The sequence below is a fragment of the bacterium genome (genome assembly GCA_008933615.1).
Taxonomy (GTDB): domain Bacteria; phylum CLD3; class CLD3; order SB21; family SB21; genus SB21.
In genome coordinates, this window is sequence record WBUR01000012.1 from 19,434 (window position 1) to 40,117 (window position 20,684).

At 43.6% G+C, this 20,684-nt stretch carries 12 protein-coding genes and 1 tRNA gene; 5 read left to right on the forward strand and 8 right to left on the reverse strand.

Going from position 1 to position 20,684, the window contains the following annotated elements; genetic code table 11:
* Nucleotides 1–9: 9 nt before the first annotated feature.
* The 5 genes from F9K33_06025 to recG all read right to left on the reverse strand — a co-directional run bounded on the left by F9K33_06025 (nucleotide 10) and on the right by recG (nucleotide 8,367).
* Entirely contained in the window at nucleotides 10–369 is a 360-nt protein-coding gene (locus tag F9K33_06025; protein ID KAB2880202.1) for a four helix bundle protein, read from the reverse strand.
* A 17-nt stretch (nucleotides 370–386) separates the two neighbouring features.
* A complete protein-coding gene (gene xdhA, locus F9K33_06030) occupies nucleotides 387–1,874 on the reverse strand; it encodes a xanthine dehydrogenase small subunit (GenBank protein KAB2880203.1) in 1,488 nt (495 codons plus the stop codon).
* 13 nt (nucleotides 1,875–1,887) lie between these two features.
* Entirely contained in the window at nucleotides 1,888–5,340 is a 3,453-nt protein-coding gene (locus F9K33_06035) for a methylmalonyl-CoA mutase family protein (GenBank protein KAB2880204.1), read from the reverse strand.
* A 49-nt stretch (nucleotides 5,341–5,389) separates the two neighbouring features.
* A complete protein-coding gene (locus F9K33_06040) occupies nucleotides 5,390–6,082 on the reverse strand; it encodes a rhomboid family intramembrane serine protease (protein ID KAB2880205.1) in 693 nt (230 codons plus the stop codon).
* 170 nt (nucleotides 6,083–6,252) lie between these two features.
* The gene (gene recG, locus F9K33_06045; GenBank protein KAB2880206.1) at nucleotides 6,253–8,367 is read right to left on the reverse strand and encodes an ATP-dependent DNA helicase RecG; all 2,115 of its coding nucleotides are present in this window, start codon (nucleotides 8,365–8,367) and stop codon (nucleotides 6,253–6,255) included.
* Nucleotides 8,368–8,585: 218 nt separating this feature from the next.
* Here recG and F9K33_06050 point away from each other — a divergent pair, with 218 nt between their 5' ends.
* Entirely contained in the window at nucleotides 8,586–8,981 is a 396-nt protein-coding gene (locus tag F9K33_06050; GenBank protein KAB2880207.1) for a response regulator, read from the forward strand.
* A gap of 5 nt (nucleotides 8,982–8,986) precedes the next feature.
* On the opposite strand, the gene F9K33_06055 is transcribed toward F9K33_06050, so the two are convergent.
* Nucleotides 8,987–10,138 carry a class I SAM-dependent methyltransferase gene (locus F9K33_06055; protein ID KAB2880208.1) on the reverse strand — a complete coding sequence of 384 codons (1,152 nt, stop codon included), beginning with the start codon at nucleotides 10,136–10,138 and terminating at the stop codon, nucleotides 8,987–8,989.
* Between the two features lie 171 nt (nucleotides 10,139–10,309).
* Nucleotides 10,310–11,578, reverse strand: a complete 1,269-nt coding sequence (gene serS / locus F9K33_06060; protein ID KAB2880209.1) for a serine--tRNA ligase — start codon at nucleotides 11,576–11,578, stop codon at nucleotides 10,310–10,312.
* 162 nt (nucleotides 11,579–11,740) lie between these two features.
* On the opposite strand from serS, the gene F9K33_06065 reads away from it, so the two are divergent.
* Complete coding sequence (locus F9K33_06065) at nucleotides 11,741–12,715, forward strand: YihY/virulence factor BrkB family protein (protein ID KAB2880210.1); 975 nt, start codon at nucleotides 11,741–11,743, stop codon at nucleotides 12,713–12,715.
* Nucleotides 12,716–12,717: 2 nt separating this feature from the next.
* Nucleotides 12,718–17,808: a protein kinase gene (locus tag F9K33_06070; GenBank protein KAB2880211.1), complete on the forward strand. Its 5,091-nt coding sequence runs from the start codon at nucleotides 12,718–12,720 to the stop codon at nucleotides 17,806–17,808.
* A 120-nt stretch (nucleotides 17,809–17,928) separates the two neighbouring features.
* On the opposite strand, the gene F9K33_06075 is transcribed toward F9K33_06070, so the two are convergent.
* The gene (locus tag F9K33_06075) at nucleotides 17,929–18,873 is read right to left on the reverse strand and encodes a hypothetical protein (protein KAB2880212.1); all 945 of its coding nucleotides are present in this window, start codon (nucleotides 18,871–18,873) and stop codon (nucleotides 17,929–17,931) included.
* A 421-nt stretch (nucleotides 18,874–19,294) separates the two neighbouring features.
* Between F9K33_06075 and F9K33_06080 the strand changes: the two genes are divergently transcribed.
* A tRNA-Asn gene (locus F9K33_06080) sits at nucleotides 19,295–19,366 on the forward strand.
* Between the two features lie 54 nt (nucleotides 19,367–19,420).
* Nucleotides 19,421–20,683, forward strand: a complete 1,263-nt coding sequence (locus tag F9K33_06085) for a BamA/TamA family outer membrane protein (protein ID KAB2880213.1) — start codon at nucleotides 19,421–19,423, stop codon at nucleotides 20,681–20,683.
* Nucleotide 20,684: the final 1 nt, after the last annotated feature.

The following is a 20,684-nucleotide window of genomic DNA, read 5'->3' on the forward strand; positions in this document are numbered from 1 at the left end:
GAGTTGTGGCTATTTTGTTCTTACTCGATTCGTTGTTTTCAAAATAGAGAATAGCATCTTGCAAATTTCCTGACAATCTCTATTGATGGAGTCAAATGATGTTTTATCAATGTATTCTGTTTCAAACAAGAGTTGAAGCCAGTATTCGGTTTCTTTCGCTTCCTTGAATGCAATAGATACCTTTGCGGAGAATTCAGCTTTCGAAATAGCGCCGTTTGCTTCAGAAAGATTAGCTCCGATGGATGTCCCGCTTTTAAGTATTTGTTTTGAAAGAACAAATTCCTTCTTCTTCGATATTAGAAATTTATAAAGATTGACAATTCGAATCGAAAACTGAAACGCTTTTTCATAAACTTTACTTTGAGCCATTATTCACTTCTCACTATTCACTGTGTATCGCTCCAAAACTTCAACAACAGATTTCTCGCTGCGACTCTGCGAAACTCCTCTCCCGCTCGCGCATCGGATATCGGACGAAATTCCAGGTCAATTAAATTCATCGCAGCTTCTGCATTTTCCCGATTCCATATCCTGCCTGTCAGGAATTTTTCTGTTTTCCCCGCCCTCTGCGTTTTTTCAGCCATGCCGCCATAAACTAATTTGATATTTTGCACTTCTCGGTTAGCACTCAATTCCAGCCGGAAAGCGCCGCTCACAGTGGAAATATCGAGATCTTTCCGTTTAGAAATCTTATACGATTTGACTATCGTACCGTTTTTTAACTTCGGGATTTTCACTGCAGTAATGATCTCTTCTGTCATCCGCACCGTCTTACGATAACCTTTTACATATATATCGAGATCAACTTTTCGTTTGCCATGAATACTCTCCAGAATGACCTTGGCATTATAAGCCATCAATACAGGTAACGTGTCGCCAATGGGTGAGGCGGAACCAAGATTGCCTCCGAAAGTAGCAAGGTTGCGAATTTGTGGCGAGCCGAAAACGGATAACATATTGTGCAAAGCCGGAAAAACATTTTTTACTTTTGCCAAAACCCGATTCAGCGGAACTCCGGCGCCTACGATCATTTTTTCATCGTCCTCTATAATATCTTTCAGATCGGAAATCGCAGATAAATCGATGACCTCCTCGAGAAGTTCGTGCTTCTTAGTTACGCGAAGTGCGATATCGGTTGCGCCGGTAATAAAAATGGCTTTAGGGTGCTCTACTTTCAACAGCATCGCTTCGGATAATGTTGTTGGCCTAAAATATTTTTGCCGGGATGTTTGAATGTCAAGTGATTCGGAATTGATTTTCTTAAGTTGATCAAGAACGGATTCTTCTTCATCAGTGAACCGATCCAAGCCGTTGTGAACACAGGCCTCCGCAGTCGCTTCCACGATCGGGCGATAACCCGTGCATCGGCAGAGATTTCCGGTAAGCGCATCATCGATCGCCTCACGCGTAGGATGAAAATCATTTTTATACAGCGCGAACATGGCCATGATAATTCCCGGCGTGCAGTAACCGCATTGGGCGCCGAATTTCTGCACCATCGATTCCTGAACTGGATGCAGGCCGCATTGCGTTTCGCTTAAGTCTTCAACAGTGATCAGCCATTTTCCGTGAATCATGGGCAGAAAAACAAGGCAGGAGTCTATAGGCGTATACATCATTTTACCGTTTTCGTCCGGCTCCGCAACCACGACCGTGCACGCACCGCAATCGCCTTCCGCGCAGCCTTCTTTGGTGCCTTTATGATCGGGTAAACTGCGGAGGTAGTTAAGAACCGTCGTGGTAGGACGGAGATGTTTGTCTCGCTCAAAATCTATTTCAACGATCTTGCCGTCGAGAATAAATGAAATTGGTGAAGACATAAGTTTATCCTGCAAAGGAATACAGTATTCTATCCCATATTTATCATTAGTCATTATTCATTACAAACTACATGCTCCTTCTATACTGTCCACCAACCTGGTACAGCGCGCCGCTGATCTGCCCGAGTGAACAGCTCTTGACCGTCTCCATCAATTCTGCGAAAATATTTCCGTTTTGCAATGCGGTATGGCTCAGAGATTGAAGTCTTTTTGCGCACTCTTTATCATTGGCTTTCCAAAAACTCTTCAAGTTGATAATCTGCGCTTCTTTTTCTTCTTTGGTGGAACGGATCAATTCCGTTTGATGCGGCGTTTGATCGGGATTCTGGTTCAGAAATGTATTCACACCGACGATAGGCAATGCGCCGGTATGTTTCAGGCTTTCATAGAGTAATGATTCTTCCTGGATTTTATTGCGCTGATACATGGTTTCCATCGCACCCAAAACGCCTCCGCGTTCTGAAACACGGTCAAATTCCGTCAGTATCGCTTCCTCCACCAGGTCGGTTAATTCTTCGATGATGAACGATCCCTGCAAGACATTCTCGTTTTTCGCTAGCCCGAGTTCTTTATTGATGATCAATTGTATTGCCATCGCGCGGCGTACGGACTCTTCCGTCGGGGTCGTGATCGCTTCATCGTACGCATTAGTATGAAGCGAATTGCAATTATCATAAATCGCCATCAGCGCCTGCAGCGTCGTGCGGATATCGTTAAAACTAATTTCCATCGCGTGTAAACTTCTGCCGGAAGTTTGAATATGATATTTTAGTTTTTGTGAACGGTCGTTGGCTTTGTATTTATATTTCAGCGCAACCGACCATATCCTGCGCGCAACACGTCCGATCACGGAATATTCCGGGTCAAGCCCATTGGAAAAGAAAAACGACAGATTCGGCGCGAAATCGTCGACGTTCATTCCGCGCGATAAATAATATTCCAGATAAGTAAAACCATTGCCCAGCGTCAGCGCCGCCTGCGTGATCGGATTGGCGCCGGCTTCTGCGATATGATAACCGGAAATACTGACGGAATAATGATTCCTTATTTTTTTCTTTACATAGTATTCCTGCATATCGCCCATCATCTTCAGCGCGAATTCCGTTGAGAATATGCAGGTGTTCTGCGCCTGATCTTCTTTTAATATGTCGGCTTGAACGGTTCCGCGCACCACGCTCAGCGTATGCGTTTTGATTTTCTTATACGTCTCTTTGTCAACTAATTGATCCCCCGTGATTCCGAGCGTACTATAACCGAAAAGCACACCGTCATATTTGATCGCTTTTTCATAGTGCGGATGGGAATGATCGACTTTCGGTTTCTTCAGTTTATCTGCCTGTCCGTGCTCTCTTAGATATTTTTCAATCTGCTGATCGATCGCCGTGTTAAAAAACATGGCAAGTATCATCGGCGCAGGCCCGTTGATTGTCATGGAAACGGACGTGTTGGGATCGCAGAGATCAAATCCGGCGTATAATTTTTTCATATCGTCCAGCGTGCAAATGGATACGCCGGAATTTCCGATCTTGCCGTAAATATCCGGACGATAATCCGGGTCTTCTCCGTAGAGCGTAACAGAATCAAAAGCCGTTGACAGCCGAACAAATGCCTGATCTTTTGAAAGATAATGAAACCGGCGATTCGTCCGCTCCGGCGTTCCTTCACCGGCAAACATCCGTGTAGGATCTTCACTGCTGCGCTTGAACGGAAATACGCCTGCAGTATATGGAAATTCTCCCGGAACGTTTTCTTTCATGATCCACTTCAGCAGATCGCCCCAATCCTGATACGATGGCAGCGAGACTTTTGGAATACGCGTTCCGGAAAGCGATAAAGTCGAAAGTTCGTTAACAATCTCCTTGTCCCTGACTTTCGTAACCATCTTGTCCTGCGCATACAGTTTCTTGAAATGATCCCACTCCTTCAGGCGTTTCTTAAATTCGGGCCTGAGACGGATATTCAGATTCTCGATCATCTGGTCGATAGCATGAATTACATCGCCTGCATTCGAGATTTTGTCAAAGGTGATTTTCGAAGTCCCTTCCTCCGCGCCGCCTAATTCAAACGATTTTAATTGTCCTCCCGCGAAAGCATCCTGATTCTTAAAAATTTCTTTCGTGCCCTTTAATTGATATAGTTTCCGCGCAATATCCGACTGCTCCAATACAAATTGTCCGTATGCGCGCGCCGTATCCGTGATCTCGCTGAGATAACGCGTTCGCGCCGGCGGAATAATATATTTCTTTTCGCTCATTTCCTGCGTGAGTACCATCGACGATGTCCAGTCTATTTTCACTTTTTCCTTAATCGCGCCAATGAGATGCATATACAGCATATTGACGCCGGGATCGTTGAACTGGCTCGCTATAGTTCCAAATATCGGAAGCGCGTCGTCTCCGGCTTCAAATAATTTGCGGCTGCGTTTGTATTGTTTACGTACATCACGCAATGCGTCGAGCGAACCGCGTTTATCAAATTTGTTGAGAACGACGATATCTGCAAAATCGATCATATCGATTTTTTCCAATTGCGTCGCCGCACCAAAATCTGAGGTCATCACGTACATGGACACATCGACCAGATCAACAATTTCCGAATCCGACTGCCCGATGCCCGCCGTTTCCACAATGACCAGGTCAAACGCCGCCGCTTTTGTGATCTCGATCGCTTCCTGAATGGCTTTGCTCAAGGCTAAATGAGATTGACGCGTGGCAAGACTGCGCATGTATACGCGAGAATGTACGATGGAATTCATCCGGATACGGTCACCGAGCAAAGCGCCGCCCGTCTTACGTTTCGACGGATCAACGGAAATGATCGCTACCGTCTTATCTGAAAAATCGTTGATGAACCGGCGAACGAGTTCATCCGTGAGCGAACTCTTTCCCGCACCGCCTGTACCGGTAATGCCAAGCACCGGAATGATTTTGCTGACTTTGATCTTATCTATTTTTTTTCTCAGATCGGTCAGTGTGCCGTTACGCGAGCCCTCGACAATTTCCTCAGCATAAGTGATCAATTGCGCTATCGCCTTTGGATCTTTCTTAGACAAACCTTCCACTTGCCCGTTGAGATGATCGATAGTGGAAAAATCGGTTTTGCGTAGCATGTCGTTGATCATACCTTGCAATCCCATATTACGCCCGTCTTCCGGGGAATAAATTTTTTCAACGCCGTAAGCTTCGAGTTCGCTGACCTCCTCCGGCACGATGACCCCGCCGCCGCCGCCGAATATCTTGATATGCTGCGCGCCTTTCTGATTGAGCAAGTCCCGCATATATTTAAAATATTCGACATGGCCGCCTTGGTACGAACTGATCGCAATCGCCTGCGCGTCTTCCTGAATGGCGGTATTCACCACGTCTTCAGCCGAGCGGTTATGGCCGAGGTGAATGACCTCCGCTCCCGACGCCTGTAAAATGCGCCGCATCACATTGATCGACGCATCGTGTCCGTCGAACAAGCTCGCCGCGGTGACAAAACGAATCTTATGTTTAGGTTTATAGACTTCAGTTTCCACGTTTTATCCTTTTCAATTTATAATTCATAATTTCAAATGTTCCCGATTATCAATCTTCTATTACGTATCGTTCCACAGGCTTTCTGAATAAAAACACTAACAAAGCGCCAAAGACAAATCCGCCGAAATGTGCCCACCACGCGACCCCGCCGGTATGTGCCTCTGCCCCGAGCGCCATCGTTCCTTGAAAAAACTGCAGCAATATCCAAAAACCTAAAAAGAAATACGCCGGAATTTCAATGATCTGAATAAAAATAAATATCGGGAGTAAGGTCACTACGCGCGCCTTTGGATACAAAACAATATACGCACCCATGACTCCTGCAATCGCGCCGCTCGCGCCCACCGTCGGGATGGGCGAATCGGAATTTAGATAAATGTGTGTAAATCCCGCTCCTAAACCGCAGAGAACGTAAAATAACAAAAACTTTTTGTGGCCCATTCGGTCTTCCACATTGTCGCCGAAAATCCACAGATACCACATATTGCTTATCACATGCATCCAGCCGCCATGGAGGAACATAGAAGATACCAAAGGGCCGAATCGGCCGAGATAGTCAGCCGGTTGGTGCTGCGCCATCCAGAAATATTTGGCCGGAATGATTCCTAAAACACTAAACAAAACACCTATATCTGATCCCAAAAACCATTCAAAAATGAAGACGGCTCCATTGATGATCATCAATGTAACAGTGACAACGGGAAACGTAGAAGATGGAACGGTATCTCGGAGTGGAATCATTAATTATAGTATTGTTTTAGATTCATCAATTCCCTCTTGTTCCGACTTTGATAAGGTGGTTATAGGGATTGTTTTGTTTTCTCAGCAAAAAATTTATGCGCTTGCTGAGCAGTTGCAGACATTCTAAATGTATAAATTCTGATGGGTTTTTCCAATGACTTTCTCAATACTTATCCCACTTCACCAAGCCCCAATTTATCGTAATATTCTTTCATGAATTTTTTTCGAATGAACGCGTTTTCCGTGCTCCGCAACTGTGGATCGTTTTTGACAAGATCGAACGCCGCTTGGCGGGCCTTTTTCATCAGTTCCTGATCGAACAAAATATGCGCCATTTTAAGTTCAGGCAGTCCGGATTGTTTGGTTCCAAAAAACTCTCCCGGCCCGCGCAACTTAAGGTCCTCTTCCGCGATCTTGAACCCGTCGTTCGTTTCTTCCATGACTTTTATTCGCGCCAAGCTCTCTTCTATCAGCCCGTCCTTGGCCAACATCAATACGCAGTACGACTGTTCGCCGCCTCGGCCCACGCGCCCGCGCAACTGGTGCAGTTGCGTCAGTCCAAATCGTTCCGCATGTTCGATCAGCATGATCGTCGCGTTGGGAATATTTACGCCAACTTCGATCACGGTAGTGCTAACCAGAATGTAAATTTCATGGTTTTTGAATTGCGACATCACGTTTTGTTTTTCAGGACTTTTCATTTTTCCGTGCAGGAGTCCAAGTCGCAGATCGGGAAATATTTTTTTGGATAAATATTCAAAAGCTTCCGTTGCCGCCTTCAGATCGGATTTTTCCGATTCTTCAATGAGCGGATAAACGATGTAACATTGCCGCCCTTTTTTGATTTCGGTGCGAATAAATTCGTAGATTTTTTTCCGCGCGTCCTCTTTACGGGAAACCGTTTTGATAGGTTTTCGGCCGATGGGTAATTCTGCTATAACAGAAATATCAAGATCGCCGTACACTGCCATCGCCAACGTGCGTGGGATCGGCGTTGCCGTCATAACCAAAACGTCCGGGTAAATTCTTTGTGCAACTGCCTTCTGCCTGATCTCCGCTCTTTGCATGACGCCGAAACGATGCTGTTCATCAATAACAATGAGTCCTAATCTCTTGAATTCGACCTGCTCCTGAAAAATCGCATGCGTTCCGATCACAATATCCGTCTGATGATTTTGAATGTCCGAGAGTATTTTTTCACGATCGCTTTTTTTCTGTCCTCCTTTAAGCAAACTGACGCGGATATTCATACTCCATAAATATTCTTGAATAACATAATAATGCTGTTCGGCCAGAATTTCCGTCGGCGCCATAAACGCAGTTTGATATCCGTTCTCCACGGCAATCAGAATAGCGAGCAATGCCACGATAGTTTTGCCGCTGCCGACGTCACCCTGAATCAAACGGTTCATACAATGCGGCGACTGCATGTCGGCGTGAATCTCCCGCAGAACTTTTTTCTGATCTGCGGTAAGCTGAAACGGTAATTTTGAAATCAACTCTTTCGTTTTGTCGCCCACTTTAGAAAAAACTATTCCTTTTTGCGCCGATGTGATCCTCTTCTTTCGATAAGCCATCATCAATTGAAGATAAAAAAGTTCTTCAAATTTTATCCGCTCTTGCGCTTTTTCTAAATTGTCCATCGACAGAGGAAAATGGATTTGACTATACGTAGCCTGAATCGACAGCAATTTATTTCTTTCCACGATAGGCCGAGGCAAGGTTTCTTCCAATGTATCCGTCATCGGCAAAAGCGGCTTGATCAGTCTGCGGAAACCGCGGCTGTCAAACCATTTTTTGCGCAGCGCCTCGCCGGAAGGGTAAACCGGAATGATCGACCCGGTATGCAGGAAGTTATTCTCTTCTTCATCTTCCAATCGGTCAAATTCCGGATGCGTTATCTGTCTTTCGCCGTTGTAGAATTCAACCTTCCCGTACACCGCGAGGATATTGCCGCGTTCAAAAGCATTTTCATAATATTGCGCGCCTTGAAACCAAACAAGATTAATGTGCCCCGTATCGTCTTCCAGAATTAAACGAAATCGTGATCCCCAGCCTTTTCTATTTTTAATCAATGAAAAATTCTCCACGCGTCCGACGACGGTTGCCGCCTCATGGAGTTTCAGGTCTTTGATCGGTAAGACATGCGAACGGTCCAGATAGCGTCGCGGAAAATAATTTAATAGATCCCACAAAGTAAAAATGCCTACTTCATACAGCGCTTCGGATCTTTTCGGGCCGATACGCGGCAAAAATTTTACGTCGGTTTGCAAGTCATGGATCATAGTTTTTATATAATTGTTTTATTTAATCTTACAAGCAAACAATGTGTAAGTGTCTTTTTACACTTTAACTAATAACAAAAAATATCGGCTAATAATCAATTGATTTTCAGCATTTCATGACCTAAATTAATCTACGGTTTTTTGTAGAAATTTCATTTACAAGAACACGTTAGTCCAAATTAACCCTCGATCGATTTTATCCCAAATTAAAAATAGCAATGACTAAAACGGATACCAATACACATACGATCATGATCGTGGACGATGAAGACGAAGTTCGGGAAATGATTCGCCGGATTCTTCGGTTCTCACAGTTCAATGTGATCGAGGCTCGCGACGGAAACGAAGGAATGGAAATGGCGCTCTCGCATCAACCCGATCTCATTACGCTCGATATCATGATGCCGGGTAAAGACGGAATTAAAATGTGTGAGGAACTCAAAGCCAATCCGCTGACAAAACACATCCCTGTTATCGTACTCACCGTGGCCGGCAACCGAAAGAAAGTAATGAACGCGGGCGCCGATCATTATATGAATAAGCTATTCTCAATCGACGAATTTATCAAAGTTATCCATAAATTACTCCCAAAAAAACCCTCGAAAGTCAATTAGCCGCCCTATTCTATCTTGGCGACCGTAATCTCCTTTTCAATTTTTTTGACCTCTTTTTTTTCAGACAGCGAATCAATTTGTACGATGTCGTACAATTCCAGATCATCAAAAGCTCCGTTCTTCTCGCTGTTGTCACGCTTATTTTTCAAGCACTCGATTCGCCCGAGATCGTTACACAAAAAAATTCGGCGCCGGCCTTTTTCTTTGAATAGGTCGGACACAACACGAAATTGATTTGTAAAATTTCTTTTCGGCGCAATAAATTCCGACAGATGAATATTCCGCCGGCTTAAAATAAGATAAGAAAATTTCAGTGACTTCCTGATGTGTCCCACCATCTCGTCCAATATTTCAATGAATTTTGGCCTCTCCCATGGCATGTCGTGATGACACCAGTCCTCGGGATTTGCCAATGCAGGACAACTATTGTGCGTGAAACATGGCGCGTACATAACCCATCCGCTTTGCAAAAGTCGGTCCCTTAATTCCAGTAATCGCCGTGACGAATTTTTCAATGCCGGTTCGATAAGGATGACAAAACCGTCCGGTAATAAATTCCGTTCCAATATATTAATAAATTGTTCCTCACCGTTTTTAGTTAATTCATTCAGAACATTTCCTCCGGTTATAAGATTGTAGCGTTGATCTGTGAGGCGGATGTTCTCAATATCCATTGGATGAGTTTCTAATTCATACTTCCAATCAAATCTTTCATAAAATTTCTCAAGCGTTTGCAGCGCAACGGATGATTGGTCCCATGCAGTGAAGTGTGTTCTGCTAGATGGAAAATTCTCTGCGAGCCACGATGATAAACTAATAATCATCGTGCCCGTTCCGCTGCCCAAATCCAATACACACAAAGCGGAATTCCCTTTGAAAAATTCTGATTTTTTTAGTTCTCCGAGCGGGTAATACATTTTCAGCAGGTTACACGTTGTATAATACAATAGATATGCGTCGCAATATTTTTTGTCATCCAGGTACGTTTTAGAAACAAATACATCCCGTTTCCTGTTTTTTTTAAGACCCGCGGACATTTCGCTGATCGTTTGCGCAAAAGGTTTGAGTTGCTTCGGAACGGGATTTCCTAAGGAAAGGTCAAATTGCGATTCAAGAGCGGAGAGATAAAGTGATGGGAGGAGAAGCTTTTTGCTCATCGGGATCTTGTTTCCCTGGAATTATAAACTTCCGTACTAGTCAGCTTACTTCTTTTATCCCGCAGATACCGCGAATTTTTTGCGCAGACCATTTCTGCGTGTATCTGCGAAATTTGCGGGAGATGGTCTGTATTTTTTAGTGTTGCTTCGCGTGTTTCGCCGGCAACAAAGTTATTGGGACTTGATCACGTCCATTCCCATATATTTTCTCAGCACCTTCGGAACAACCACCGTGCCTTCATCGGTTTGATAATTTTCAAGAATGGCCGATACAACACGCGGCAAAGCCAGAGCAGATCCATTGAGGGTGTGAACAAATTCCGGTTTTCCAGCGGTGTCCTTAAATTTGATATTCATTCTTCGCGCCTGGAACGCCTCAAAATTACTGCACGACGAAACTTCCAGCCATCGTTGTTGCCCAGCAGACCAAACCTCAAGATCGTATTTTTTCGTCTGAGTAAATCCCATATCCCCTTTGCACATGAATAAAACGCGATAAGGCAGTTCCAGTTCTTGCAAAAGCTTTTCCGCATCCTGTCGCAAACTTTCTAATTCGTCATACGATGAATCGGGATGAACAAATTTGACCAGTTCAACTTTGTCGAACTGATGCAGACGATTAAGCCCGCGAACATCTTTTCCGTACGAGCCGGCCTCGCGGCGAAAACACGGAGTATACGCGGCGTATTTGATCGGCAATTGATCAGCTTTCAATACCTCCTGCCGATGAATATTCGTCACCGGAACTTCCGCCGTAGGCACAAGATAAAACTCATCCCGCGTCACGACGTACATTTGATCTTCCTTATCGGGTAATTGTCCTGTACCTGTCGCGCTGTCGGCATTTACTACAATAGGAGGCTGAACTTCCTTGTATCCATGCTCACCAGCCTTATCGAGAAAAAAATTGATCAGCGCGCGCTGGAGTTTAGCGCCGGCGCCTTTGTACACAGGAAACCCCGAGCCCGCAATTTTTGAACCTGTGGCGAAGTCAATCAGGTCTAGTTTTTCTGCCAACTCCCAATGGGGCTTCATTTGAAAATCCGCCTTAGGCATCTCACCCCATGTGAATATCGTCTTATTGTCTTCCGGCGTTGATCCGTCAGGAACCGACGGATGAGGAATATTCGGAACCGTAAGTAGAAGCTGATTCAGACTTGCCTCCGCGGCTTTTTGCTGTTCGTCCAAAATCTTAATTTCATCGCCGACCTTTTTCATTTCGGCAACCAGCGCGTCCGCATTTTGTCCGGATTTTTTTAATTTCGCTATTTCTTCAGACGCTTTATTTCGTCGCGCTTTTTTTTCTTCAACTTTAAGAATGATCGCTTTGCGTTCGTCATCAAATTTGACGAGCGAATCAAAATCTACATCGAACTTTTTCTCTTTGGCGGCCTTTTTCACCAGGTCTAAATTTTCGCGGATAAACTTCAGATCAAGCATAGTGTCCTCATCTTTAAATGTCCATTTTCGAACTTTGCCATGATAACCAAAAACGAATTGAAAATCAATAATTACAAAATGATCCCATACCTTTTGCTTGAATACAAATCGTATTGTGCTTACATTATTCTACTCGAGTTCAAGTTTCACTTCTGAAATCCTATGAAGCACATACACGCCGTTTTAATGAAAAGATTCCGCACTCTTATCGTCTGGTGGGTCAAATTACTAGGTTTTATTTTCAAGTCGCCTGTGGTTTATTATGTCACTACTGTTCAAACCCGCATTTTCGACCGGCACAAACTGACGACTAACGCCGCCGCAATCTCATTTTTCTTTTTATTGAGTATCATCCCGATGCTCTTCATCGTTATTTCGTTACTGGGAACGTTTGTTCAGTCCCCGGAAGAAGCGGAATTATTTATAGTCAATTTTGTGTCCAATCGTGTCCCGGAAAGTTCACGCCAGTTTATTTTAGATCTGGTTATCCAAAGCAATTTGATCAGCAACGTTAAAGGCCTTTTGGAAAATAAAGGGTGGGTCAGTATAATTAGTATCGCCTCGCTCCTGTGGACCAGCAGCGGCGCGTTTGCGGCCGTGGAAGACGCGATGTCGACCATATTCGCCGTGAAGGCGCGAAATTATTTTGTCAGCCGGCTGGTCGAAATGGGTATGGTCCTAATCATCGGTTCGGTTTTTTTGTTGTCCAACATGGTCAATGCAATCTTGCAAATGCTGAAGGACAGCAGAGCGAACTTATTCAACGTCGATTTTTCCAATCTCCCTTACGTTTGGGATATTATTACCGAAGTTATGCCGGTTGCACTGACCATACTTATGTTCTACATCATCTACAAGATTCTTCCGCGCACGGATATATTCAACCGCGCAGCTTTGCTCGGCGCGGCCGTAGCGGGCATTCTTCTGGAGCTAAGCATCCACGGGTTTGCCTATTACGTTCAAAATTTCGCGCGATACAGCGTTTTTTACGGGTCAATCGCCGGAGTCGTCATTACCATTTTTTCAATTTACCTTTCATCGATCATTTTATTAATCGGCGCGGAAGTCACGGAAATAGCTAATACGAAGATGGTCAATACAAGGGAACTGCAACTTACGATCAAGGATTTCGAATAGAGATGGGAATAAATAAAACATCGTTGCCGGAACTCCACCCGCGTTACGAGATCCAGGAACAGATCGGCGAAGGCGGCATGAGTTTTGTTTACAAGGCATGGGACCGCATTTTTCAGAAATGGATCGCTTTGAAATGCGCCGGACCGGACATGGCCAATCCCTCCGCCTTCTTGCGTGAATATGAAATTTTATATAATCTCCAGCACCGGCACTTGCCAAAAGTTTACGATCTGTATTCGTCTCCGGACAAGTTGTTTTTCACCATGGACTGGGTTGAAGGAAAGAATTTAGCCGAATTTGTTGGCGCCGGACAAAAGCTTACTCCTTCCTTATTCTATTCTGTTTTTTTTCAATTACTTTCTTCACTTCAGTATTGCCACAATCACGGAATCGTGCACTACGACCTGAAACCTGAGAATATTGTTTTACAAAACGATGCGGCCGGGTCAGCGACTTCGATAATATTGATCGATTTTGGCCTGGCACGAATGGAAAGTGAAGTTCAGTCTGATACCGGACAGGGGACTATCCAGTATTCTTCTCCTGAAATAATCAAAAAAGAAAAAACCGATCGCAGGGGCGACCTGTATGCCCTGGGTGTCATTTTACTTGAAATGGCCGTCGGTAAAAATCCGTTTGATGACGCCAATGTAGTAAATGTCGTAGTCAATCATCTCGAAAAGAAAATCAGCTCCATAGACTCGAATTATACTTTTGTTACTGAGGACGTCAAAAAAATAATTTTAAAGTTATTAGAAAAGGATCCGAAATACCGTTATCAAAACGTAGAGGAGATTTATCGGGACCTCAATCCAATTCGTACCCAATTCCAGCCTATCGAACTCGAAGATCACATCGTTTTGCATTCCGGCTTTGTCAATCGTGACAGCGAATTGGCTCAGTTGACAGAGGCTACTGTACAATTTTTCACCGAAGGGCAACCTGATAAGACTTCAATATTTGGGATTACCGGAGAAGCAGGCGTCGGCAAATCGACATTGTTAAAACAATTCAAAATGAATCTTGAAAGAGACGGCTACGTCGTCATGTCATTGCCTACGGCGCCTTCGCATAGTCGTAACCAAGTCCGTTCCTTTCTTCGCCACATTTATTACTTTACGCAAACGGCAAAACCTTCGGATGAATTCATTCGGGAATGGGAATGGATTCAGGATACAAATCCGGAAAATATTCTGCTAGATCGTGATAATTTGTTTTCCGGCCTTTCCGATTTAGTATTGGGATCTCTAAAAAACATTTCACGGCTCTGCGTTCTTATAGATGACTGCGATCAACGGAATGATTTCGAAAACGATTTTTTTAGTTACCTTTTCAGGAAATTGACGTTTGAGTCGCCGTGCAAGATCGCATTTTATTTGAGTGCAGTTCACCATGACGCGCCGTTTATTCAACTCAAAAATTTCGACCCGCCCTCCACTGCCTCTTTTATCAAAACTTTGCTCAATGACCCTTCTATAAGTGAAGAGATCACCGGTAAAATATATGATGCAACACGCGGCAACCCTTTTTTGGTTCACCACACGCTTGAATATCTTATTCAGACGGAAAACCTGATTGTAAGTAATCGGGAGTGGCAGCTCAGCAAAGAAGAGCCGGTTTCAATTCCTTCTTCCATTCAAGAGTTTGTCCTGGCTAAGATCAAGAACTTGACGAGCGAAGACAAACAGATTTTGGAGGCCGCGTCGATTTTCCCTTCTTCATTTGCCCTTAATGAGATGCGCGTTCTTAATGCCGATACCGCACTTTTGGTAAAATTTCAGCGGTTAGTAAACAGAGGACTTATTAATCATTCCAATGGATCTTTTATTTTCAGCAGTCAGTATTTGCGCGAACATGTTTACAAAAACATACCCATGGACATTGTAATGCAGCATCACCTGCAATTGGCGCGTCATTACGAATCGCTTGATGCCGGGAAGTTCACATCAGCGCTCGCCTTTCATTATTTTAATTCATCTGAAAAGACCAAGGCCCTGCCTTTTCTTCTGGAGTTGGCAAGTATACAGAAAGCGGCATTTCTGCCAAGAGAAGCTCTCGAAAGTTTCCGGCAAGCGTCTTCGATACAGCGCAGTATAGATCAAAACGATCCGTTGGTTGACACATTGTTCAAGATGGAAGAATTGTATGATCAATTGGGTGAACGCAAAGATCAGGAAAATATCCTTCAGGACATCCTTGATATTGGGGGCCGTCAGAACAACCAACAGACTATCCTGCGCGGCCTCTTACGCCGAGCCAATTACCTTGAGCGTATATCACAATTTGAAGAATCACAAAAGGTCTGTGAAAAGGCGATTGTAATTTCCAAAGAAAAAACAAATGACTTTCTACTTGGACACTTGCATCGTCAACTCGGAAGAAATTTTTATAATCGCGCCATGTGGAATAAAGCGCTGGATAATTACCGGGAAGCGCACCGACTCGCGGTGAGTTCGGATGACCAAAAGCTGGAGATGGAATGCCTTAATAGTTTGGGAACGGCTTACGGATCCATCGGAGATTATGAACAGGCAAAAGAATATTTTATCAGATCTTTCGACCTTGCAGAAAAACGTCAGGATATAGAACGAAAGATCAATGCGGTTTTTAATATTGCGCGAATTTTCTACAAAACAAACGATCTGGACCAGGCTATTGCATATCTAAATAAAACGCATACGTGGATTAAGAGCACAAGGAACAAAAAGCTTGAACAGCGGCTTTATCAACAAAGCGCTCTAATCTATCTCGATATGCACAAATACGAATATGCGTACGATTATAATGAAAAAGTCCATACTCTGAGTAATGAATTAGATGATTCATCTGCTGTCGGAAGAACTACAGCCAATCAAGGGCTTGTTTATCTGCGTCTCGGAATGTACAAACAATCCCAAATGCACCTTAAACAAGCAATCGAGCACGCAATCAGTTTAAACAATAAAAAAGATCATTTTAACAGGCGTCTTTATGAGGCTGAACTACAGTTGGCGCAGGGGGAATTTGATAATGTGGTTCACAATGCCACAGAAGCTTTAAATTACTTTCAAAAAGATGAAAACCCGGAGCTTTCATTCTACGCCAAATTGATCTTATTACGCATTGGAATCGAAACGGGTTTCAAGAACATATCATATTCGGCGGTTGAAAAACTAACCGGGCCGTTAGCCGATTTATCTGATATTCACCGCTCCGATATAACGGCTAGCTTAAAAATTCATGCACTTAACTTATTGTCCAAAGCAATGCGACTTACCGGGAACTTATCCAAAGCCATTACCTATTCAAATGAGGCAGTTGCTCTCCTTGACAAACAAAAATATTTTGAATTCAGTGCCGGCGAAATTTATTATAACCACTACCAGACGATACTTGGTTCCCATGCGCCCAGAAGCCTTATCGGAAATTATCTTGAAAAGGCTTTCGATAAGATTAAAGAAATCGAAAGCAATTTGAAGCGTTCGGATTTCAAGTCAAGCTTTATGAGCCTGCCCATAAATCAGGAAATCATCAACGAGTACAAACATTTTTTCAGCGAAGAAAGGGAATTTGATATTCAATCATTTCAAGTTTTATATGAAATAACGCAGAATATCAATTCGATCCTGGACTCGGAAACATTATTTGACCGAATTATGGACAATGCCATTGAGAATACCAAATCGGATCGCGGATTGATTCTCATAAAGTCAGAAATATCCGATCAGTTCGATATGAAGGGGGCTCGCAATATCGACCAGGAAACGCTTTCAGATATGACGCATATAAGTCAGAGCATCGTTCAGGAGGTCTATCAAACCGGCCAGTCCATCGTTACGGCCGATGCCAATTTAGACGACCGCTTCAAAGCACGGAAAAGCATCGTCGCATACAACATTCGATCCATTATGTGCGTTCCTCTGAAGATCAAAAATAATGTTATCGGCGCGGTGTACGTTGACAAACAATTTGACACAAATTATTTCAGTCCGAGAAACCTGAAGTTCTTAGAATCGTTTGCTAACATCGCCGGTATTGCCATTGAGAACGCCCGCTTATATGAAAAACTGAATCTCGAAAAAGATTATCTCAGCAAAGAAAATATTGAACTCAAATCGGAGATTCAGGAGAAATTTCTTAAATACCATATTATCGGTAACAGTAAAATGATGAGGCAGGTTTTCCACCTGATCGAAAACGCCGCCGATAATTCGGCCAATGTTCTAATAGAGGGCGAGAGCGGCACCGGGAAAGAACTGGTTGCGAAGGCAATTCATTATAACGGTATCCGTAAGAATAAAAAAATTGTAGCTGTAGATTGCGGCGCATTGCCGGAAAATCTTCTTGAAAGCGAGCTATTCGGATACAAAAAAGGCGCGTTCACCGGCGCGAATAGTGACAAGAAGGGACTATTTGAAGAAGCCGACGGAGGGACGATCTTTCTTGACGAAATTACCAATACGTCACTTAATTTCCAATCGCGCCTGTTGCGCGTTATCCAGGAAGGCGAAATCCGCCGTGTCGGAGATAATGACATAAGAAAAGTGAATGTTCGTACGATCGTTGCCACCAATCGGAATTTACTTGAACAGGTTAAGGCCGGTTTTTTTAGAGAGGACTTATATTACCGTTTGAATGTAATACCCATTTCACTGCCGCCGTTACGCGAGCGTAAAGAAGACATTCCTCTGTTAGTTCAGTTTTTTATCGACAAACACAACAAACTTAACAATAAAAACATTCAAGCCATCAGTAACGACCTGATGGAACGATTAATGCAGCATCCCTGGCCCGGGAATATTCGTGAACTGGAGAATATTTTGAGCCGCATGATCCTTTTCGCAACTCAGGATAAATTAACTTCCGAGAACTTGCCGGACGAAATAAAAAAATCCGAGCCGTTTGACTTATCTGTCGTGCCCAAACAAACGCCCGCCATGACCGATTTAGCGCAAAAATCTCTTGAGCAATTTGAAAATGAGGCGGCACGAATCGAAAAGGATTACTTTTCAAAGATCCTCGAAAAAGCCGGTGGTAACAAAACAAAAGCCGCAGAAATGCTGGGCATTAAGCGGACTACGCTGAATGATCGATTAAAAAAATTGGGATTATAAAATTTCGATGTGCTAAAAATACTGCCCAACAATCTTCGATCGAATCCGAAGTTTTATTTTAAGATAGTGTACATCTCAAGTTCTGTATGCTCTATCAGTAATTGTACTTCGATCAAAACATCATTGTACGCGATAAGGCACGGCTATCATATACGAATCGTACGGCTTTGCGCGCTTGTTAATAGTACTTATAGTCAGAAAGTCGATAACCAGCTGGTTATAGCCGCGCTTCTGCGAAGTCTCGACATATACCGTTTTTCTATAATAATCGGTAAAGGGAATTCGCATCATTTCCAGTCGACGGCGGTATTGGTTGCTCTGGGTGTCTCTATTCTTCCCGTTGGTAATAAATCCAACCGGCCGGTCGAAGGCGTCAACCCTATTTCTGACTTTCACCAACACCATGATCGAATCATTATTTTGCAACGTAACGGGATGATGGTAGAAATTCACTATTTCTGCCGGATCGTCAACGAAAATAGTCTGATCAGGCGTCACAATCCAAATCGAATCTATAGAAATCCTTGTGTTTTCCGCCAATGTTGCGGGATCGAGCGAACTGCCATACGCCGCAGAAACAGTCAAGGGTTGCCATTCGTCTTTGGTTACCGGATTATTCCTTTGCACGAAAGTGATCGAACGAGAGAGTTGGTGTCGAAGCGGTTTAAACGACCTTGCTCCGGCGCTGTCAACGATGAAACTGCCATTGAGTCGATAACGCACAGTTGCATAAGCGAGCGAATCCTGAAATATGATGTCGATTGGTTTTATCCTCTCGACCCCATTCGGGATATATCTTCCAAATCGAAAACCGTTGGCAGCATTCATCCAGAAATCCGAAGCGCCATTTTTGGCAAGCGATTTTGACAAATCAGCCGCGTATAACGAATCGCCATCGTTATTCAAGCCGGGCGCGAATAGGCCTTCTTCGTCAAGGTCGATTATCTTCTGGATTTGAATAGATGTATCCGTAAAATCATCGTCACCCAATCCGCAACCGACCCCCATGATCGTTACGAAAAAAGCTAAGGCCGCAACAGCTATTCTATATTTCATTAATAACATATGAAACACCTCCAGTGTCTTTGCATCAATTTACTTCAACAATCATGCCTATATGATAAATATATGTTTTTTATCGACATTTGATAGTTAAAGATTGTGATTTGTCAAACAAAATTTCGTCTATTGACGGTTTTTCCGTCAAACGAATTTATATGAATACTGACAATCTATGAAGATAAGTTCGCTTAGTAAACAAGAATTATGAAAATGCATATGCAATTAACCATCCCAGTCATCAGGATATTGGCGATGAATAAACCTATATTAGTATACAGTGATGATTTTTTTTTAAATTTTAATCGCTGATCTTCTTCACCATTTCTTTGAGACTTGGTGTCTTCGTGGCTTGCCAAATACCCTAAATCCTAAAAAATTCTTGACTTTTTGGGCTCAGCCGATTACATTTCGCCTCTTTGTAAATTGCTCAGTAGCTCAATGGCAGAGCATTCGGCTGTTAACCGAAGGGTTGTAGGTTCGAGCCCTACCTGAGCAGCTCAAACCCGTCTCTGCCTGACGGGTTTTCTTGTTTACGAAACACCGTAAAAAAATGAAAAATTATCTTTCATCGCTGATACTTCTCGCGATCCTTTTTTTCTCGTCGCAACTATACTCCCAGCAAAGCCGTTTTTATATTTACGAAAAGAACGATAAAGTTAATGTCGCGCCGTGGCTCAGATACAATAAAGGCGAAGGCCTTTTCACGGGCGCTTCCAGCCAGTATTTTTTTAACGAGAATTTTTTCGCAGACGGGAAAGCAGGTTACGCCGTTGCCGGTAAGTTTCCGCGGTATATGATCGGAATTCAAAAGAATTTTCAATATGAAAATAACGAATTCATTCTGCGCGCCGCGTATTATGACCTGACCGAAACGAATGACCAATACGTGTTGCCGGACTGGCAAAACTCGATGACCGCACTTTTATTCAAACTCGACTATTTCAATTTTTACCGCACACGCGGAACGACGCTGACATTTGGCCAGAACTGGAACGGAACATATAAAATAGATATATCCGCCGGGATGCGAAATTTTTACTCCATGCGGAACAAAGCAGAAGCGAGTGTGTTCTCAAGCGGCGGCGATAAAATCGACGGTAAAAGAGCATTTGCTCTCAATCCGCCGGTAGCGCAAGGCAGGGATTATTTTATTGCTTTAGATTATGATATTGATTTCAGGCCTTCGCCGACTTCATTCGTGAATGCATGGCATCTCCGCGGCCGCTACGAAAATTCGATATTGCTTCACGACATTGCCAAATCGGATTTTTCTTATCAACGTATGTATCTCGAGTTCAATCGCTATCAACGATTATTTACAAAGCAAAAATCGCTTTTTACGCTGAAATTAGCATCGTATCAGGGCAAAACTCAATTTACAGCGGATACCGCGGGCACACCGCTGCCGCAGGATCAATTCCTATACGACATCGGCGGATACGGAAGTTTGCGCGGATACTCGTACAGGGAATTCCAGAACGGCAACCGTCTCGCCATATTTAGTTGGGATTATTTTTTTAATGGAACGTTCCTTCCTAAATCCTTTTTGACAAAGATTTGGGGGTTAGGTCAGATTTTCAAGAATACCGACCTCATGCTTTTTGCAGATGCCGGTTATGTCTGGAAGGTTGATCATACCAAGCCGGTGGTCAGTGTTGGCGGTATCGGTGTAAAAGATATTCGCGCCGATGCCGGTTTCGGTTTGGCCTTAACGGAATGGATCCGCTGCGAAGCCGCTTTTCCACTGAGAAAGGGTGTTAAAACCGAACGCGGCGATTATGTAATCTACCTTCGATTCACCCCTAAATTTTAGT

What these genes read in the sequence shown, in the direction of transcription:
- recG (KAB2880206.1), bottom strand. Translation starts at nt 8,367, where the DNA reads ATGATCCATGACTTGCAAACCGACGTAAAATTTTTGCCGCGTATCGGC.
- F9K33_06070 (KAB2880211.1), top strand. Translation starts at nt 12,718, where the DNA reads ATGGGAATAAATAAAACATCGTTGCCGGAACTCCACCCGCGTTACGAG.
- xdhA (KAB2880203.1), bottom strand. Translation starts at nt 1,874, where the DNA reads ATGACTAATGATAAATATGGGATAGAATACTGTATTCCTTTGCAGGAT.
- serS (KAB2880209.1), bottom strand. Translation starts at nt 11,578, where the DNA reads ATGCTTGATCTGAAGTTTATCCGCGAAAATTTAGACCTGGTGAAAAAG.
- F9K33_06025 (KAB2880202.1), bottom strand. Translation starts at nt 369, where the DNA reads ATGGCTCAAAGTAAAGTTTATGAAAAAGCGTTTCAGTTTTCGATTCGA.
- F9K33_06050 (KAB2880207.1), top strand. Translation starts at nt 8,586, where the DNA reads ATGACTAAAACGGATACCAATACACATACGATCATGATCGTGGACGAT.
- F9K33_06040 (KAB2880205.1), bottom strand. Translation starts at nt 6,082, where the DNA reads ATGATTCCACTCCGAGATACCGTTCCATCTTCTACGTTTCCCGTTGTC.
- F9K33_06075 (KAB2880212.1), bottom strand. Translation starts at nt 18,873, where the DNA reads ATGTTATTAATGAAATATAGAATAGCTGTTGCGGCCTTAGCTTTTTTC.
- F9K33_06055 (KAB2880208.1), bottom strand. Translation starts at nt 10,138, where the DNA reads ATGAGCAAAAAGCTTCTCCTCCCATCACTTTATCTCTCCGCTCTTGAA.
- F9K33_06085 (KAB2880213.1), top strand. Translation starts at nt 19,421, where the DNA reads ATGAAAAATTATCTTTCATCGCTGATACTTCTCGCGATCCTTTTTTTC.
- F9K33_06065 (KAB2880210.1), top strand. Translation starts at nt 11,741, where the DNA reads ATGAAGCACATACACGCCGTTTTAATGAAAAGATTCCGCACTCTTATC.